17 protein-coding genes are annotated in these 14245 nt (G+C 71.2%); 10 read left to right on the top strand and 7 right to left on the bottom strand.

Annotated elements, in window-relative coordinates; genetic code table 11:
• The first annotated feature begins 91 nt into the window (after positions 1-91).
• From ribA to ACFPFQ_RS31145, 4 genes are all read left to right on the top strand, one after another.
• The gene (ribA, locus tag ACFPFQ_RS31160; RefSeq protein WP_379625224.1) at positions 92-802 is read left to right on the top strand and encodes a GTP cyclohydrolase II; all 711 of its coding nucleotides are present in this window, start codon (positions 92-94) and stop codon (positions 800-802) included.
• Between the two features lie 77 nt (positions 803-879).
• A complete protein-coding gene (locus tag ACFPFQ_RS31155; protein WP_379625500.1) occupies positions 880-1452 on the top strand; it encodes a PadR family transcriptional regulator in 573 nt (190 codons plus the stop codon).
• Between the two features lie 41 nt (positions 1453-1493).
• Positions 1494-2243 carry a hypothetical protein gene (locus ACFPFQ_RS31150; RefSeq protein ID WP_379625222.1) on the top strand — a complete coding sequence of 250 codons (750 nt, stop codon included), beginning with the start codon at positions 1494-1496 and terminating at the stop codon, positions 2241-2243.
• Between the two features lie 98 nt (positions 2244-2341).
• On the top strand, positions 2342-3010 hold the full coding sequence (locus ACFPFQ_RS31145; RefSeq protein WP_379625220.1) for a VOC family protein: 669 nt from the start codon (positions 2342-2344) through the stop codon (positions 3008-3010).
• 8 nt (positions 3011-3018) lie between these two features.
• On the opposite strand, the gene ACFPFQ_RS31140 is transcribed toward ACFPFQ_RS31145, so the two are convergent.
• The 3 genes from ACFPFQ_RS31140 to ACFPFQ_RS31130 are packed head-to-tail and all read right to left on the bottom strand — an operon-like array spanning position 3019 to position 6152.
• Positions 3019-3891, bottom strand: a complete 873-nt coding sequence (locus ACFPFQ_RS31140; protein ID WP_379625218.1) for a DMT family transporter — start codon at positions 3889-3891, stop codon at positions 3019-3021.
• A 53-nt stretch (positions 3892-3944) separates the two neighbouring features.
• On the bottom strand, positions 3945-5087 hold the full coding sequence (locus ACFPFQ_RS31135; RefSeq protein WP_379625216.1) for a fatty acid desaturase family protein: 1143 nt from the start codon (positions 5085-5087) through the stop codon (positions 3945-3947).
• Between the two features lie 9 nt (positions 5088-5096).
• Entirely contained in the window at positions 5097-6152 is a 1056-nt protein-coding gene (locus tag ACFPFQ_RS31130) for a ferredoxin reductase (protein WP_379625215.1), read from the bottom strand.
• A gap of 63 nt (positions 6153-6215) precedes the next feature.
• Between ACFPFQ_RS31130 and ACFPFQ_RS31125 the strand changes: the two genes are divergently transcribed.
• The 4 genes from ACFPFQ_RS31125 (at position 6216) to ACFPFQ_RS31110 (ending at position 8914) form a co-directional block, all read left to right on the top strand.
• Positions 6216-7004, top strand: a complete 789-nt coding sequence (locus tag ACFPFQ_RS31125) for a MerR family transcriptional regulator (protein ID WP_379625213.1) — start codon at positions 6216-6218, stop codon at positions 7002-7004.
• Positions 7005-7096: 92 nt separating this feature from the next.
• Complete coding sequence (locus tag ACFPFQ_RS31120) at positions 7097-8299, top strand: cytochrome P450 family protein (RefSeq protein WP_379625211.1); 1203 nt, start codon at positions 7097-7099, stop codon at positions 8297-8299.
• A gap of 217 nt (positions 8300-8516) precedes the next feature.
• Complete coding sequence (locus ACFPFQ_RS31115; protein WP_379625498.1) at positions 8517-8696, top strand: CsbD family protein; 180 nt, start codon at positions 8517-8519, stop codon at positions 8694-8696.
• 62 nt (positions 8697-8758) lie between these two features.
• Positions 8759-8914 (top strand): DUF6131 family protein, encoded by a 156-nt coding sequence (locus tag ACFPFQ_RS31110; protein WP_379625209.1) that lies wholly within the window; start codon positions 8759-8761, stop codon positions 8912-8914.
• Positions 8915-8987: 73 nt separating this feature from the next.
• Here the strand turns inward: ACFPFQ_RS31110 and ACFPFQ_RS31105 are convergent, their stop codons facing one another.
• Both ACFPFQ_RS31105 and ACFPFQ_RS31100 read right to left on the bottom strand, forming a co-directional pair.
• Entirely contained in the window at positions 8988-9314 is a 327-nt protein-coding gene (locus ACFPFQ_RS31105; RefSeq protein WP_379625207.1) for a hypothetical protein, read from the bottom strand.
• On the bottom strand, positions 9311-10177 hold the full coding sequence (locus tag ACFPFQ_RS31100) for a phytanoyl-CoA dioxygenase family protein (protein WP_379625205.1): 867 nt from the start codon (positions 10175-10177) through the stop codon (positions 9311-9313). The genes ACFPFQ_RS31105 and ACFPFQ_RS31100 overlap by 4 nt, the downstream gene beginning before the upstream one ends.
• Before the next feature lie 122 nt (positions 10178-10299).
• On the opposite strand from ACFPFQ_RS31100, the gene ACFPFQ_RS31095 reads away from it, so the two are divergent.
• Together ACFPFQ_RS31095 and ACFPFQ_RS31090 are read left to right on the top strand one after the other, a co-directional pair.
• Complete coding sequence (locus tag ACFPFQ_RS31095) at positions 10300-11070, top strand: helix-turn-helix domain-containing protein (RefSeq protein ID WP_379625203.1); 771 nt, start codon at positions 10300-10302, stop codon at positions 11068-11070.
• A gap of 159 nt (positions 11071-11229) precedes the next feature.
• Positions 11230-12690: a DHA2 family efflux MFS transporter permease subunit gene (locus ACFPFQ_RS31090; RefSeq protein ID WP_379625201.1), complete on the top strand. Its 1461-nt coding sequence runs from the start codon at positions 11230-11232 to the stop codon at positions 12688-12690.
• A gap of 12 nt (positions 12691-12702) precedes the next feature.
• Here ACFPFQ_RS31090 and ACFPFQ_RS31085 read toward each other — a convergent pair whose 3' ends face one another.
• Both ACFPFQ_RS31085 and ACFPFQ_RS31080 read right to left on the bottom strand, forming a co-directional pair.
• Positions 12703-13887: an NYN domain-containing protein gene (locus ACFPFQ_RS31085; protein WP_379625199.1), complete on the bottom strand. Its 1185-nt coding sequence runs from the start codon at positions 13885-13887 to the stop codon at positions 12703-12705.
• A 74-nt stretch (positions 13888-13961) separates the two neighbouring features.
• Complete coding sequence (locus ACFPFQ_RS31080; RefSeq protein WP_379625198.1) at positions 13962-14243, bottom strand: hypothetical protein; 282 nt, start codon at positions 14241-14243, stop codon at positions 13962-13964.
• Positions 14244-14245: the final 2 nt, after the last annotated feature.

Genomic DNA, 14245 nt, shown 5'->3' with positions numbered 1-14245 from the left:
CGGGAGCAGGCAGCTGATCAGGTCGTTGTCGGCGGCGCCGGTCATGAACGGGACATTCCCACAGTTCGCGTGGGCGACGAAAGGGCACGAGATGCGTGAGCGGGTGTTCGGTATCGAACAACGGACGGGATCCGACCGGCGAACGGGATCCGACCAGGGCACAGGGCTGGTCGAGATCGCGGAGTCCACCCTGGTGACGCGGCGCGGCACCTTCCGGGCCGTGGCGTTCCGCGATCCCCAGGACCACCAGGAACACCTCGCGGTGGTGCGCGGCGACCCGGCGCTGCACCGCGACGTGCTGGTCCGCGTGCACTCCGAGTGCATGACCGGCGACATCTTCGGCGCGATGCGCTGCGAATGCGGCGACCAGCTCAACACCTCGCTGGACATGATCGTGCGCGAGGGCACCGGCGTGCTCGTCTACCTGCGCGGCCACGAGGGCCGCGGCATCGGCCTCGTCGCGAAGACCCGGACCCAGGTGCTGCAGGACGAGCAGGGACTCGACACCGTCGACTCCGCCACCGCGCTGGGCCTCCCGGTCGACGTCCGCGACTTCGGGGCGGCCGCCCGGGTGCTGCGCTACCTCGGGGTCGCGTCGGTCCGGCTGCTGTCCAACAACGGCGACAAGATCCGGGCGCTCGAGAGCCACGGCATCACCGTCAGCTCCCGGGTGCCGCTGCTGGCGCAGGTCAACGAGCACAACGTCCGCTACCTCACCGCGAAGCGCGACCGTCTCGGCCACACCCTGACCCAGCTCGACGAGGGGACCACGATCGCGGGCGAACTAGCCAAATTTGACTAGTGCGGAGGCCTGACGTACGGTCCCAGGAACCTGGCCGACCTCGGCCGGCAGCAGCGAAGGGGAATCCGTTGAAGCCCGTGCGGCTGCTCGTGCTCGGCGCATTGCGCCGCCGCGGACGCGCACACGGCTACCAGGTTCGCGCCGACCTGGAAGCGTGGGGTGCGCACGAGTGGTCCACCGCCACCTCGGGCTCGGTGTACCACGCGCTCAAGAGCATGGCCGGGCAGGGCTTGCTGGTGGCGCACGAGACGGGCCCTTCGGAGGCCGGGGGCCCGCCGCGAATCGAGTACCGGCTGTCCGGGAAGGGTGACGAGGAGTACTTCGCCCTGCTGCGCCAGGCGCTGTCGGACCGCCAACCGAGCTTGGACGTGCTGGGCGCCGCCGTCGGCCTGATCGAGGATCTGCCCCGCGATCAGGCTCTGCAGATGTTGCGCGAGCGTGCGAGAGCGATGGACGAGTGGCGCGCGAGCGTCACCATGCACGTGCCCGCGGGCACCGACCTGGACACCTGGGGTCCGGTCGGTGAGGTCCTGACGCTGTGGTTGACCACCGCCGACTACGGCGCCACATGGACCCATCGGCTGATCCGCCGCCTCGAAGAAGGCGCGTTCACGATGGCAGGCGAGTTCCCCGCACCGATCGAACAGTGACCCGCCGCACGACTCAACCCGCCGTGTCGAAGGAGACGACGATGGCCAACGAGATCACCGTGCCACTGCTCCCGTGCCGGTCGATCGACGAGATCGTCGAGTTCTACACCATGCTGGGCTTCGACCGGACCTACTACCAGCTCCGCCCGTACCCGTGCGTGGGCCTGCAGCGAGAGGACCTCCAGCTGCAGTTCTTCGGCATGCCGGACTTCCGTCCCGAGGACTCCTACGGCAGTTGCGTGGTGCTCGTGTCCGACACCGGGGCGCTGTTCGACGCGTTCGCGGCCGGCATGCGCAAGGCCCACGGCAAGGTACTGGTCTCCGGCATCCCGCGGATGACCAGGCCACGCAAGCGGAAGAACGTCGGTGACGTCGCCGGCTTCTCGATCGTCGACCCCGGCGGCAACTGGATCCGGATCTTCCACAACACCGCCGCGGCGGGCAACGACACGGCCGCCGCAGGCGACAACACCGACGAGCCGGCCGGCCACCTGGCGAAGGCCATGCGGAACGCGGTCGTGCTGGGCGACTCCAAGGGCGACACCCGCCAGGCCGCCCGGATCCTGGACAGCGCGCTGACCAGGCACGGCGGGTCGGCGCCGGTCACCGACCTGATGGAAGCGCTCGCCTATCGCGGCGAGCTCGCACTGCGTGCCGAGGACACCACCGCCGCCCGTGACGTCCTCGCCCGGGCCCGTGCGCTCACCCTCTCCGCAGCCGAGCGCGAGCGGCTCGTCGAGGCCCTGGCCGGCCTGGACGACCTGGAGGCCGTCCTCCTCGACAGCCCGTGAGCCTTCCCGTTCGGGCTGCTGGGCCCTCGCTAGGCATGCCGGCGGCCCCAGGCAGGGACATCACGAGCGACAGCCGGAGTACTCGTTGGTCTGACCCCATGATCGCCCGGTTCAAGGACCTCTGCATCGACGCCGCGGAGCCCGTCCGGGTGGCGCGGTTCTGGGCGGCGGCGCTCGGGCTCGCGATGGAGGAGCAGGAGAACGGCGACGCGGTGCTGCGCGGGCCCGGCGGTGTCGCGGTGATGTGGGTCAACGGCGTGCCCGAGGGGAAGTCCGTGAAGAACCGGGTGCACCCGGACCTGTGGGTCTCCTCGATCGCCCCGCTGCTCGAGCTCGGCGCCGCGCTGCAGCACGACCACGACGCCTTCCGGGTGCTCACCGACCCGGAGGGCAACGAGTTCTGCGCCTTCCCGGCACCGGGGCCGCTCGCGGCGCCGGCTCAGCTCTACGCGCTGTGCACCGACAGCGCCGACCCGGTCGCGGCGGCCGCCTGGTGGGCGCCGCTGCTCGGTGCCACCGCGGCATCCGGCCCGGACGGTGCCCCGCGCTACCTCACCGGCGGTGCCGGGCTCGGCGACCTGATCTGGAAGTTCGTGGGCGTCGACGACGAGCGCGTGGTCAAGAACCGGTGGCACTGGGACGTGGTGGCCGACGCGGCCGAGCTGGTGGCCGCCGGGGCCGTCGTGCAGCGCGAGCCCGACGACACCATCGGCTGGACGGTGTTGACCGACCCCGACGGCAACGAGTTCTGCGCGTTCGCGCGCTGAGCGCGCAACTACGGCAGCGTGTCCTCAACGGCCACCGGGACGGCGGGCTCGGGCGCCGGGGCCGGGTGGGCCGTGCGGGCCAGCACGGTGATGCCGAGAGCGGTCGCGGCCAGCCCGGCCAGCCCCACCGTCACGTCCCATGGTGCGAGCGGGATCGTCTCGCCCAGCAGCACGACGCCCACGGTCACCGCCGAGATCGGGTCGATCAGCGTGCAGGTGGCCAGCGGCGCGCCGAGCCCGCCGTTGCGGTAGGCGGTCTGCACGAGCGCGAACCCGACCACCGCCGCCGTTCCGCACAGCGCTGCTGCCAGCAGCAGCGGACCGGAGCCCGCCACCAGCAGCCGGGCCATCGCCGAGGCGAACCCGAAGCAGATGGCGGCACTGGCCGCGCGGACGACGGGAGCGCCGCGATGGTCCGGGTTGCGGGCGGCGAGCGCCGCGCTCAGGCCGACGAGCAGCAGCACCAGCAGCGCGGCGCCGCCAACGGCCATGAGCAGCTGAACCGCCGTCACCTCGGGCGGGCGGACGTGGTGCGGCACCACCGAGAGCACGAGGATCAGCCCGACGACGACCGCGACGGCCGCGCCCCACTCCGACCGGAGCACCGAGCGCTTGGCCATCGCCGCGCCGAGCGGCAGCGCGAGCACCAGCGCCGACACCCCGAGCGGCTGGATGAGCGTCAAGGGGCCGAACCGCAGCGCGAACACGTGCAGCAGCGCGCCGGTGATCGTGGCGGTGACCGCGAGCCACCACCGGGGCCTGCGGATCAGCCGGTGCAGCAGCGTCAGGCCCACCACGTCCTGGCGGGCCGCCTCCTGCTGTTGCAGGACGGCGGCCAGCGCATAACAGCTGGTGCTCAGAAGAGCGACGAGTATCGCCACCCCACGAGCCTAGGGTCACCTGCGTGCCGGGAGAACGGACGGGTACCGCGGGCTCAGGCAGCGCGCGGCGGCAGTGCCAACCGGTTGATCCGGCGCAGCACCTGCAGGTACTGCTTCCGCAGCGGTCCGGAGGTGTACTCGAGGCCGTACTCGGCGCACAGCGCGCGCACCTGCGGGGCGATCTCCGCGTAGCGGTTGCTGGGCAGGTCGGGGAACAGGTGGTGCTCGATCTGGAAGCTCAGGTTGCCCGTCATGAGGTGGAAGAACGCGCCGCCGTCGAGGTTCGCGGAACCGAGCATCTGGCGCAGGTACCACTGGCCGCGGGTCTCGCCCTCGAGCTGCTCCTCCTCGAACTGCACCGCGCCGTCGGGGAAGTGCCCGCAGAAGATCACCGCGTGCGACCACACGTTGCGCACGAAGTTGGCCGTGAGGTTGCCCAGCAGCACCGGGGCGAACAACGGTCCGGCGAGCGCGGGGAACACGACGTAGTCCTTGGCGAACTGCTTGCGCACCTTGCGGCCGATCGCCTTGATCTGCGGCCAGGCCTGCTTCCAGGACTTCTCACCCGACGCGAGCTTCTCGGCCTCCACGTCGTGCAGGGCGACGCCCCATTGGAAGAAGATCGACAGCAGCAGGTTGTAGAGCGGGTTGCCCAGGTAGTAGGGCCGCCACGGCTGCTCATCGGAGATGCGCAGGATGCCGTACCCAACGTCGCGGTCCTTGCCGACGACGTTGGTGTACGTGTGGTGCATGTAGTTGTGGCTGAACTTCCAGCCCTCGGCGGTGGAGTGGTTGTCCCACTCCCAGGTCGAGGAGTGGATCTTCGGGTCGCGCATCCAGTCCCACTGGCCGTGCATGACGTTGTGGCCGATCTCCATGTTCTCGAGGATCTTCGACGCCGAGAGCATGGCGGTGCCCGCGAGCCACGCGGGCGGCAGGACGCCGGCGAACAGCAGCGCGCGGCCACCGATCTCCAGCGCACGTTGGCTGGTGATGACCTTGCGGATGTAGGCGGCGTCGGACGCGCCGCGCTCGGCGAGCACACGGTCGCGGATCGCGTCGAGGCGCCGTCCCAGCTCCTCGACCTGGGCCGGGGTCAGCCCGGCGGCCTCGGGTGCGGGGGTGGAGGGCACGGTGCGGACGGCCGGCAGGGTCGTGGGCAAGATGGGTGCGGGACCGGGCAGGGTGGTGGTCATCGGGGCTCCTCAGCTGGTGGTGGCGAGGTGGGCGGTGCCGCTGGCGCCGGAGATGCAGGTCTGCACGAGGTCGCCGGGCTCGCCGTGGACCCGACCCGTGCGCAGGTCGCGCACCTGGCCGTCGCGCAGCGGCAGCACGCAGCCGAAGCAGATCCCCATGCGGCAGCCGCTGGGCATGAGCACGCCGGCGTCCTCCCCGGCCTCGAGCAGGCTCGCGGAGGCGTCGACGTCGACGGTCGTGTCGCCGTAGCGGACGGTGCCGCCGGTGCCGCCTGCGCTGCGCACGGGCGGGGTGAAGCGTTCGAGGTGCAGGCGGTCGCCGTGGTCGGCCCACAGCTCCTCGGCCGCGGTGAGCAGGGCGTCGGGCCCGCAGACGTAGGTCTCGCGGTCGCGCCGGTCGGGTACGAGCGCGTCGAGGTCGGCGAGATCGAGGCGCCCCTCGGTGGCCGTGTGGCGCACGACGAGGCGCAGCCCGGGATGGGTGTCGGCGAGGTGGCGCAGCTCGGCACCGAAGATCACCTCGGCCGCGGTCGGTGCGCTGTGCACCAGCACGACGTCGCGCAGTTCCCCCTGCGCGGCGAGCGTGCGCAGGATCCCCATGACGGGCGTGACACCGCTGCCGGCGGTGACCAGCAGCAGTGCGGCGGGGGTCGGGGTGGGGAGCACGAAGACCCCCGTCGCGGCCTCCAGCTGCAGGATCGTGCCGACCGGCGTGGCGTGCGCGAGGTGGCGCGAGACCAGCCCCTCGGCGAGCGCGTGCACGGTGATCGTCAGGTGATCGGCGGACTCGGCGCTGGTCAGGGAGTACGTGCGCCAGTGCCGCACGCCGTCGATGTCGACGCCGATCCGCACGTACTGGCCGGCGCGGTGGCCCTCCCACATGCGGCCGGGGCGGATCGTCAGCGTGGTGGCGCGTGCGGTCTCGCGCCGGACGGCGACGACGCGACCGCGCAGCACGGTGGTGGACCAGAGGGGGTCGAGCAGTCCGAGGTAGTCCTCGGGAAGCAGGGGCGTGGTGAGCGCGGTGGCCGCGGCGAGCAGCCTGCGGGGTGCGACTCGGAACATGACATCAGGAAACCACAGGGCGATGTCACATAGCAATCGAGTTGTCCTGATAACCTATGTCACATGTCGATGGAAGATGGCGATGTCCAATGGCGGACCATCGATGACCTCGCCGGGGTCAGCGGTGTCACGGTGCGCAACATCCGCGCCTACCAGGCCCGCGGCCTGCTCCCGCCGCCGCAGGTCAGGGCCCGTACGGGCTTCTACGGGCCGGGACACGAGGCCCGCCTGGAGCTGATCAAGGAGCTGCAGGGGGAGGGCGTCAAGCTGGACACGATCAAGAAGCTGCTCGACACCACCGGTGGATCCACCGAGCAGGTGGTGCACTTCATCCGCACCATCCGCCAGCTCTTCGCCGCCGAGCAACGCCAGATCGTGCACGTCTCCGAGCTGATCGAGCGCTTCGCCGACACCGACCTCGCGGTGCTGCGGCGTGCGCAGAAGATGGGCCTGCTCGTCGAGGTCGACGAGGGCCAGTACGAGGAGGTCAGCCCGCGCCTGATGGACGTGGCGCACGACCTCGTGGGGCTGGGCATCCCGATCGGCCGCTCGCTCGACGTGGTGGAGCAACTGCGCCGCCATGCCGACGGGATCGCGAGGATCTACGTCGACCTGTTCCTCGGCGAGGTCTGGCAGCCCTTCGACGCCGAGGGTCGCCCGTCGGAGCAGTGGCCGCGGGTCTACGAGACGATCGAGCAGCTGCGGCGGATCTCCGGCGACGCCATGCTCGCCGTGCTGGAGCTGGCCGTGTCCGAGCGGCTCGACGTCACGTTCGGGCGCGACATCGCGCGCAACGTCCGCACGAGCAGCAAGCCGCCTGTCGAACCCGAGGGGGACCCGGCGGGGCCCTGAACTCGGGCGCCTGAAGGGGGCGCATTGCCGTGTCACTGCAATCCAGATACCGTCAACATCGGAATGTTAGACGTACGTATCTGGAGGGTGACATGCCCGGGATCCCGGAGATCGACCTGACCGACCCCACGGTGATCGCGGATCCGTTCGGTGCCCACGGGCGCGCCCGCGAGCAGGCACCGCTCGCTCAGATCTCGTCGCCGGGCTTCGGGCCGTTCTGGGCCACGACGCGCCACGACGGGGCGAAGCGGCTGCTGAGCGACCCGCGGTTCGTGATCAACTCGGGCAGCTTCCAGCAGCTGCCCGGCATCCCGGAGCACTGCCGGGCCTACCTGCGCACGATGTCGGAGATGGACGGGCCGGAACACCAGCGCCTGCGCCGGCTGGTGTCACCCGCGTTCACCCCGCGCAGCGCGGCCGCGTTCCGACCTCGGATCGAGCGGATCGTCGAATCCCTGCTCGACGACCTGGACCGCCACGTCGAGGGCGGTGTCGTGGACCTCGTGCCGCACTTCGCCCGCCCGTTGCCCATGGACGTGATCTGCGAGCTGGTGGGCATCCCCGACGCCGACCGGGCGCGATGGCGGGAGTACGGCGCGGCGGTGATGACCGGGTACGGGCCGGCGTTCCTCGCCGCCCTCCCCGGGATCATGGACGGCGCGCAGGCCGCGGTCGCGAGCCGGCGCGAGGATCCCGACGGGGACGACGTGCTGGCCGAGCTGGTGCGGCTGCAGGCCGACGACGGCGACCGATCGGGCACCGACGGACTGGGCGAGGTCGAGCTGGTCACGCTCGTCTGGCACCTCGTGATCGCGGGCCAGACCCCGACCAACGCGCTCGCCAACGGGGTGGCGGCGCTGCTGGCGCACCCCGACCAGCTCGCCGCGCTGCGGGCCGACCCGGCACTGATGCCGGGCGCGGTCGAGGAGCTGCTGCGCTGGTGCGGCCCCCAGCTGATGGCCGTGCCGCGCTTCGCGGCCACCGACGTCGAGATCGAGGGGGTCGTGGTGGCGGCGGGGCAGCCGGTCACGGCGTCGATCGCGGGCGCCAACCGCGACGAGGCGGTGTTCCCCGACCCGGAGCGGCTCGACGTCACCCGGCCCGCCGGGGCGCAGCTGGGATTCGGCCACGGCCCGCACTACTGCCTGGGCGCCGCGCTGGCGAAGGTGGAGTGCGAGGTGGCGTTCACCGCACTGTTGCGGCGCTATCCGCGCCTCGCGGCGGCCGCTGCTCCCGAGCGGGCGCCCGACCCGGGCACCTGGCGGCTCGTGACGCTGCCGGTGGTCCTCGGCTGAGTCGTAGCGCCGGCTGCTCGGGTCCCTTACGCCGCTCGGCCCAGCGTTCCCGACGATTCGGCGGTCCCTTCCGGAAGGCTTCACCCGAACCGCCGAATGATCGATGGTTGAACCTCGATGAAGGCGGGCATTCCTGCGTCACGACGCTGCGACGGAACCCCTTACCGGCACCCGCGCAGCCACTGCCTCGCCGGAAGAAGGAGCCATCATCATGGGTTTGGACGACAAGATCGAGAACAAGGCCGAAGAGCTCAAGGGTCAGGTCAAGGAAGGCGCCGGCAAGGCCACCGACGACCACGAGCTCGAGGCCGAGGGCAGGGCCGACCAGGCTTCGGGCAACCTGAAGCAGGCCGGCGAGAAGGCCAAGGACGCGGTGAAGAACGTCTTCAAGAAGTAGTCCGCACGATCTCGAAAGGCGCGTGGTAGTCCCATCCCCGTTCATCTGCATTCGGAGGCATCGTGATCATCCTCGGGCTCATCCTGCTCGTACTCGGCTATTTCCTGGGTCTGCAGATCCTGTACTTCCTGGGTGGATTGCTCCTGGTCGTCGGTGTCGTCTTCCTGATTCTGGGCAGCACCGGCCGCGCGATCGGCGGTAGGCGGCACTTCTACTGACCCCCGGCGCCACGGACACCGGTGGCCCCGACCGACGGACGTCGGCCGGGGCCACCGGTCTGTCTGCGTGCTCCTACATCGTGACCAGCTTCTCGAAGAAGAACTCGTGCTTGAGGAACGACACGTCGTACTCGTGACCCGGCTGCGGCGGCAGCAACTGCGCCGCCTGGAACAGCCGCCAGCCGTCCAGGAGCGCGTCGAGCCCGCTCTCGTAGGGCGGCACGTCGCTGTCGCCGGTGGTGGGCGACGTCGCGCCGGTGCCGTCGTAGACCGACCAGCCGACCACGCGGGAGTCCAGCGCGGAGGAGGCGAGGTAGAGCACCAGCACCTGCTGGCGCACATCCACCCGCGGCTGCGTGCCGGGGGCGGGTGTGGGGGTGGGGGTGGCGGCGGGGATCATGCCGGCTCCTTCTTCGCGGCGTGCGGGTTGAGGCTGCGCTGCGCGACGACCCGGCGGGGCCGGTTGGACACGCGCGTGACCCAGTAGTCCGGATCGGCCGTGTCGTCGCCGGTCAGCGCCTGCCAGAGCTTCACGCGGTTGTAGATCTCCAGCCGTCCGGTGGCGTTCTCGTACCAGTCGAACCGGGTGTTCAGCTCCGCCGCGACGCGCTCGTCGTGGAGGTCGTCGGTGTTCCAGAGCCGGACCTGCCGGACGGTGGGGTTGAACCGGATCTTGAACATGTAGCGGTCGATGTCGCTGTCGTTGCGCCTGCCGCCGTGCCAGATCCCGTGGTGGAGGAACACCACCGTGCCCGCCGGGCAGGTGAGCCGGGTCTGGCCGCGCAGGTTCTGGTAACGGCCGGTGTCGGACTCGTTGGTGCGGCGCAGGTGGCTGCCGGGCACGCTCAGCGTGCCGCCCATCTCCAGCGTCACGTCCTGCGGGTAGTACATGAGCTGGACGTCGAACGCGTCCGGCCGCACGTCGATGATCGCGTCGGCGTGCAGGTTCTGCGCCTCACCCTCGCGGGCCCTGCGGATGTGGACGGCGTGGTGGTCCACGGTCGGGTCCGGGCCGACGAGGCTGTGCACGGCGCCGGCGATGGCCGGGAGCTGCACGAGCCGCTGCGCGAACGAGCCGTCGTCGAACGTCTCGGTGAGCGGAGTGCCGTAGGGCACGGCCGGGATGCCGGCGTCGAGCACGGCGATGGCCTCGGCGTTCATCTCGGCGGGCACGACGGCGTCGATCCGCAGCGATCCGTTCGCCACGAAGTGCGCCATCTGCACCGAGGTCATCAGGTGCTTGCGGTGCGGGTGTGAGCTCATGTCTCCCTCTGCGGGGCAGGAGTGGTCCGTACTCCACCACGCTAGGCACGCCCGGCGGCCCAGGGCGTGGGCTGAGATCACCAGTGCTGGTCGATTCTCACTACGGGGATAGGGTTCGGCGCGTGCTCGACCTGCATCTCGCGCAGCCACCCGAGATCGTGAACGTCGGGGTGGGGGTGCACGGCGTGCGCGGGCCGCACGACGTCTTCCGGCTGCCCGACCTGTGGCAGTTCCACGTGTACGGCTACCACGGCGAGCTGACGCTGCTCGGCGAGACGCACCGGATCCGGCCCGGGGCCGTCAGCTTCGTGCCGCCGGGCGTGCAGGTGCGGTTCGACTACCGCGGCCGGTCCGAGCACCTGTTCGCCCACTTCCGCACCGTGCCGGTCGGGCGCCCCGCCCGCGTCCCGGTCCTGCAGGACGCGGGGGCGGCGGCGGGGCTGCTCGGTGATCTGATGCGCCACGCCGTCGCGGCGTTCCCCGGCGGCTCGGCGCTGGTCACCGCCGAGGTCTGGGCCGTCCTGTGGCGGGTCGCGCAGCTCGCCGAGCACCCGGACGCCGCCGACGGTCGGGGACCGGGTGCCGTGGCGATCGCCGCCGCCCATGTCGAGGCCAACCTCGCCCTGCCGCTGGCGGTCCCGGACCTGGCCCGTGTCGCGGGGGTGTCGCACAACCACCTCATCCGGCTCTTCCGCGCCGAGACGGGGCTGACGGTGGTGGCGTACGTGCGCTCGCGCCGGATGGCCAGGGCGCGCCACCTGCTCACGTCCTCGACGCTGTCGATCCCGGCCGTTGCCGCGACGGTGGGCATCACGGACCTGCAGGCCTTCAACAAGCTGTGCCGCCGCGAGCTGGGTGGATCGCCGCGAGCGGTGCGGGCCCGGTCCGGCTGAGGCCGGCTGGGGCGACGGCCGCCAGGTCAACGGTGCGCCCAGGGGCGAAACGGCTTGACGGCCGGCGGTCGGGCACGATCACCTGTGCTGCCCGGACCTATCGGAACCGGCATGTCGAAACGGCATGATCAGGACACCGCAGAACGACAGGAGCGTGTGATGGCGGGCCCCACGACCGACCACCTGGATGAGGCGGTGGGCCCCGGGCCACGCGCATCGAGTGCCGGGGTGGTGATCGCGCTGCTCGTGGGCTCGGCCTTCGTCATGATCCTCAACGAGACGATCATGAGCGTCGCCCTGCCGGCCCTGATGGGCGACCTCGCGATCGGTGCGAGCACGGCGCAGTGGCTCACCAGCGGCTACATGCTCACGATGGCCGTGGTCATCCCCACCACCGGTTTCTTGCTGCAGCGCTTCCGCCCGCGCACGATCTTCCTCGCGGCGATGACGCTGTTCAGCGCCGGCATCCTGATCGCCGCCATCGCCCCCGGCTTCCCGGTGCTGCTGCTCGCGCGGGTGGTGCAGGCCTCGGGCACCGCCGTGATGGTGCCGCTGCTGATGACGTCGGTGCTCACCCTGATCCCCGCCGACCGCCGCGGTTCCACGATGGGCACCATCAGCATCGTGATCGCCGTGGCACCGGCCGTCGGTCCCACCCTGTCGGGGCTGATCCTGGGCGCGCTCGGCTGGCGCTGGATGTTCTGGATCGTGCTGCCGATCGCCGTGCTCGCGCTCGTGCTGGGCGCTGTCCTGCTGCGGATCCCGGCCGAGACCCGCAAGGTTCCCCTCGACGTGATCTCGGCGATCGTGTCGGCGGTGGCCTTCAGCGGTTTGATCTACGGCCTGAGCAGCATGGGCGACGCGATCCACGGCACGGCCACGCTCTCGCCGTGGATCCCGGTGCTGATCGGCGCCGCGGCGCTGGTGGTGTTCGTGCTGCGGCAGCTGCGCCTGCAGCGCTCCGACCGCGCGCTGCTGGACCTGCGCCCGTTCTCGCACCGGCCCTACGCCGTCGCGGTGATACTGGTGTGCCTGAGCATGATGGCGCTGTTCGGCGCCCTGATCCTGCTGCCGCTCTACCTGCAGGGCGTGCTGCACGTGAGCACGCTCGTCACCGGCTTGCTGCTGCTGCCCGGCGGCCTGGTCATGGGCCTGCTCGGCCCCGTCGTCGGGCGCCTGTTCGACAAGCTGGGTGCTCGCCCTCTCGTGCTGCCCGGTGCGGTGGTGCTCAGCGTCGCCCTGTGGATGTTCACGCTGCTGGGCGCGGAGACGCCGCTGTGGCTGGTGGTCACGGTGCACGTGGTGCTGAGCGTCGGGCTCGCCCTGATGTTCACCCCGCTGATGACCGACGCGCTCGGCTCGCTGCCTGCCAACCTGTACTCCCACGGCAGCGCGATCGTCACCACGCTGCAGCAGGTGGCCGGGGCCGCCGGTACGGCCGTGTTCATCACCGTGATGACGCTCGGGTCGGCCGCTCCGGGCGGGGCGATCGACGCCGCCGGCACGCACCTGGCGTTCCTCATCGCCGCGATCATCTCGCTCGTGGTGGTGGCGCTGTCGCTGCTGGTCGGGCGCGGCGCGGTCGCGAAGCCGACCGCGCAGGTCGTCGCGGGCGACTGAGCGGTCTGGGGTTCAGGCGGGCAGCCCGAGCAGGTAGTCGCCGGTGTCCTCGTCCCAGTCCATGGTGATCAGGGTGCGGGCCCTGGCCGCCTTGGCGAACGACAGGAACGTGTTGAACCCGTAGCGCTTCTCGCTGAACCCCGGCTCGCGCTTGCGGATCTTGTCCTTGAGCCCGCTGAGCTGCGGTCGCACCCCGGGCGACTGCAACTGCCCGACCACGTCGACGAGCAGCCGGAACGCGGCGTCCTCGGCCGACTCGCCCTGCGCGAACGTGACCTCTGGATCACCCTGCGCCGCCCCGGCGCGCAGATCGATGACGTGCTCGGACTCGAGGTGGCGCAACAGTTCCCGGAAGCCGCGGAAGCCGTGGTCGGCCTCGTCGAACGTGGGGTCCTTGCGCAGGATCGCGCGCTTGAGGCGCGAGGCGAGCACCGGGCCGTCGGCGTGGCGCTGCAGCCCCGCCAGCGTGCGCACCACGAGCGGGCCGACGTCGCTGTCGGCGCCCGAGGTGGCCGTCTCCTCCGGTGCCGTCTCCTCGAGTGCCGGTTCCTCGGGCGCGATCTGCACCGGTGCCGGCGTCGGGGCGCGACCCTCAGCCGCCCGCGTCTCAGCGGCCGGAGCCGGCGGCGTGGTGACGACCGGCGCCGTGGTGGGCTTCGGGGTGGACGCCGCGGCCGGACGACCCCGACCCCGCGCATGGCGTGCGGTGGGGGAGGCCTCGACGCCGGGCAGCCGGTCGTAGAAGAGGAACTCGTCACACGCCGGTGGCAGCAGCGCCGAGGTGGAGGACTGCACACCGATGCCGATCACGCGCTTGTCCAGCTCGCGCAGCTTGTGCACGAGTGGCGTGAAGTCGGAGTCGCCCGTGCCGATCGCGAACGTGGTGATGAACCCGCGCTCGTAGGCCATCTCGATGGCGTCCACGGCCATCTTGATGTCGGCGGCGTTCTTGCGGGACCCACCGATCCGTTGCGGGATCTCGATCAGCTCGACCTGCGCCCGCGCGAGCAGCCTGCGGTCCTCGTCGAAGTACGACCAGTCGGCGTAGGCGCGCCGGGCGACGACCCGGCCCCGCTCGGCGAGCGCGTCGGCGACCGGGCCGAAGTCGAACGGTGAGACCCCCAACCCGTCACGGGCCCCGATCGCGAGGTTCTCGTAGTCGAGGAACAGGGCGATGCGTTCGTCGTCGTTGATCATGCTTCGTCGATCATGGTCGTGCGCTCCCCTGGCCGATTGGCCGGGAGCCTAGTGGGGGTGTCGGACGCGGACCGCTAGGCGTCCCCGTCGAGCATGTACCAGGGCACCATGTGGACCGCCCCGTTCAGGCCCGGCATCGGGACGCCCTGGGCGAGCAGCCCGCGCTCCTCGTCCCGGGCGATGACCAGCCATCGGCCGGCGGTGTCGACGCTCATCTCGAGCTCGACGGTCTGGTCGGCGCCGTCGGGACGTGCGCGGTAGATCCGGCAGCGCTTGGCGATCTCCCAGATCTGGGCTTCACCGAGCTGCTGGACCTTCTCCAGGATCTCGAGGACATCGACGTCGTCGCTGCGCATGC

The organism is Pseudonocardia sp. GCM10023141 (assembly GCF_042653605.1).
The sequence above is the reverse complement of the archived record's forward strand: the minus strand, read 5'-3'. Positions and strand labels throughout refer to the sequence as shown.

Coding starts and splice junctions, on each gene's coding strand:
- ACFPFQ_RS31120 (WP_379625211.1), top strand. CDS start 7,097: ATGCCCGGGATCCCGGAGATCGACCTGACCGACCCCACGGTGATCGCG.
- ACFPFQ_RS31085 (WP_379625199.1), bottom strand. CDS start 13,887: ATGATCAACGACGACGAACGCATCGCCCTGTTCCTCGACTACGAGAAC.
- ACFPFQ_RS31125 (WP_379625213.1), top strand. CDS start 6,216: ATGTCGATGGAAGATGGCGATGTCCAATGGCGGACCATCGATGACCTC.
- ACFPFQ_RS31135 (WP_379625216.1), bottom strand. CDS start 5,087: ATGACCACCACCCTGCCCGGTCCCGCACCCATCTTGCCCACGACCCTG.
- ACFPFQ_RS31100 (WP_379625205.1), bottom strand. CDS start 10,177: ATGAGCTCACACCCGCACCGCAAGCACCTGATGACCTCGGTGCAGATG.
- ACFPFQ_RS31080 (WP_379625198.1), bottom strand. CDS start 14,243: ATGCGCAGCGACGACGTCGATGTCCTCGAGATCCTGGAGAAGGTCCAG.
- ribA (WP_379625224.1), top strand. CDS start 92: ATGCGTGAGCGGGTGTTCGGTATCGAACAACGGACGGGATCCGACCGG.
- ACFPFQ_RS31145 (WP_379625220.1), top strand. CDS start 2,342: ATGATCGCCCGGTTCAAGGACCTCTGCATCGACGCCGCGGAGCCCGTC.
- ACFPFQ_RS31090 (WP_379625201.1), top strand. CDS start 11,230: ATGGCGGGCCCCACGACCGACCACCTGGATGAGGCGGTGGGCCCCGGG.
- ACFPFQ_RS31105 (WP_379625207.1), bottom strand. CDS start 9,314: ATGATCCCCGCCGCCACCCCCACCCCCACACCCGCCCCCGGCACGCAG.
- ACFPFQ_RS31150 (WP_379625222.1), top strand. CDS start 1,494: ATGGCCAACGAGATCACCGTGCCACTGCTCCCGTGCCGGTCGATCGAC.
- ACFPFQ_RS31130 (WP_379625215.1), bottom strand. CDS start 6,152: ATGTTCCGAGTCGCACCCCGCAGGCTGCTCGCCGCGGCCACCGCGCTC.